Source organism: Halorubrum sp. SP3 (genome assembly GCF_005435195.1).
GTDB classification, from domain to species: domain Archaea; phylum Halobacteriota; class Halobacteria; order Halobacteriales; family Haloferacaceae; genus Halorubrum; species Halorubrum sodomense.
This window is the reverse complement of sequence record NZ_SGTU01000189.1, coordinates 1-745: the sequence shown is the minus strand read 5'-3', so window position 1 is coordinate 745 and position 745 is coordinate 1. Positions and strand designations below refer to the sequence as shown.

General features: G+C 67.9%; 1 protein-coding gene. It reads left to right on the top strand.

All coding sequences use genetic code 11. The annotated features are described in order from the left end of the window. On the top strand, positions 1 to 714 hold a 714-nt coding region (locus EXE42_RS16155), incomplete at its 5' end, for a TAXI family TRAP transporter solute-binding subunit (RefSeq protein ID WP_137706976.1). Between the last annotated feature and the right edge of the window lie 31 nt (positions 715 to 745).

The following is a 745-nucleotide window of genomic DNA, read 5'->3' as shown; positions in this document are numbered from 1 at the left end:
GGGATGGCCGTCTTCGGGGCGACCTTCGCGCTGATCCAGAACGACATCGCCTACTTCGCGAAGAACGGGACGGGCATCGACACGTTCGAGGGCAACGCCGTCGAGAACCTGCAGGGCGTCGCGACGCTGTACCCCGAGACGATCACGGTCGTCACCCTGTCGGACTCCGGTATCGAGTCGCTCTCCGACCTCAGCGGCGCGACGATCAACACGGGCGACCTCGGCTCCGGGACGCAGGTCAACGCGAACCAGATCCTCGAGGCCGTCGGCATCAGCGACTACAACGAGCAGAACGCCGGCTTCTCGCAGGCCTCCGAACAGCTCGCGAACGGGGACATCGACGCCGCGTTCGTCGTCGGCGGCTGGCCGGTCGGGGCCATCGAGGAGCTCGCGACCACGAACGACATCAACATCGTCCCGATCCAGGGGGACAACCGCCAGGCCGTCAAGGACGCCGCCTCGTGGTTCGCCGACGACACGATCCCCGGCGGCACCTACACGGGCATCGACAGCGACGTCGAGACCGTCGCGGTCCAGGCGATGATAGCCACCCACGCCGGCGTCTCGGCCGACACCGTCGAGACCGTGACGGGCGCCATCTTCGACAACGTCGGCGAGTTGAGCATCAAGACCGACTTCATCTCCGCCGACAGCGCTCAGGACGGGATGTCCATCGAGCTGCACGAGGGCGCCGCGGCGTACTTCGACGCCTGACCGGCCCCGTGGGTCGGCTCCGGCGGCGACG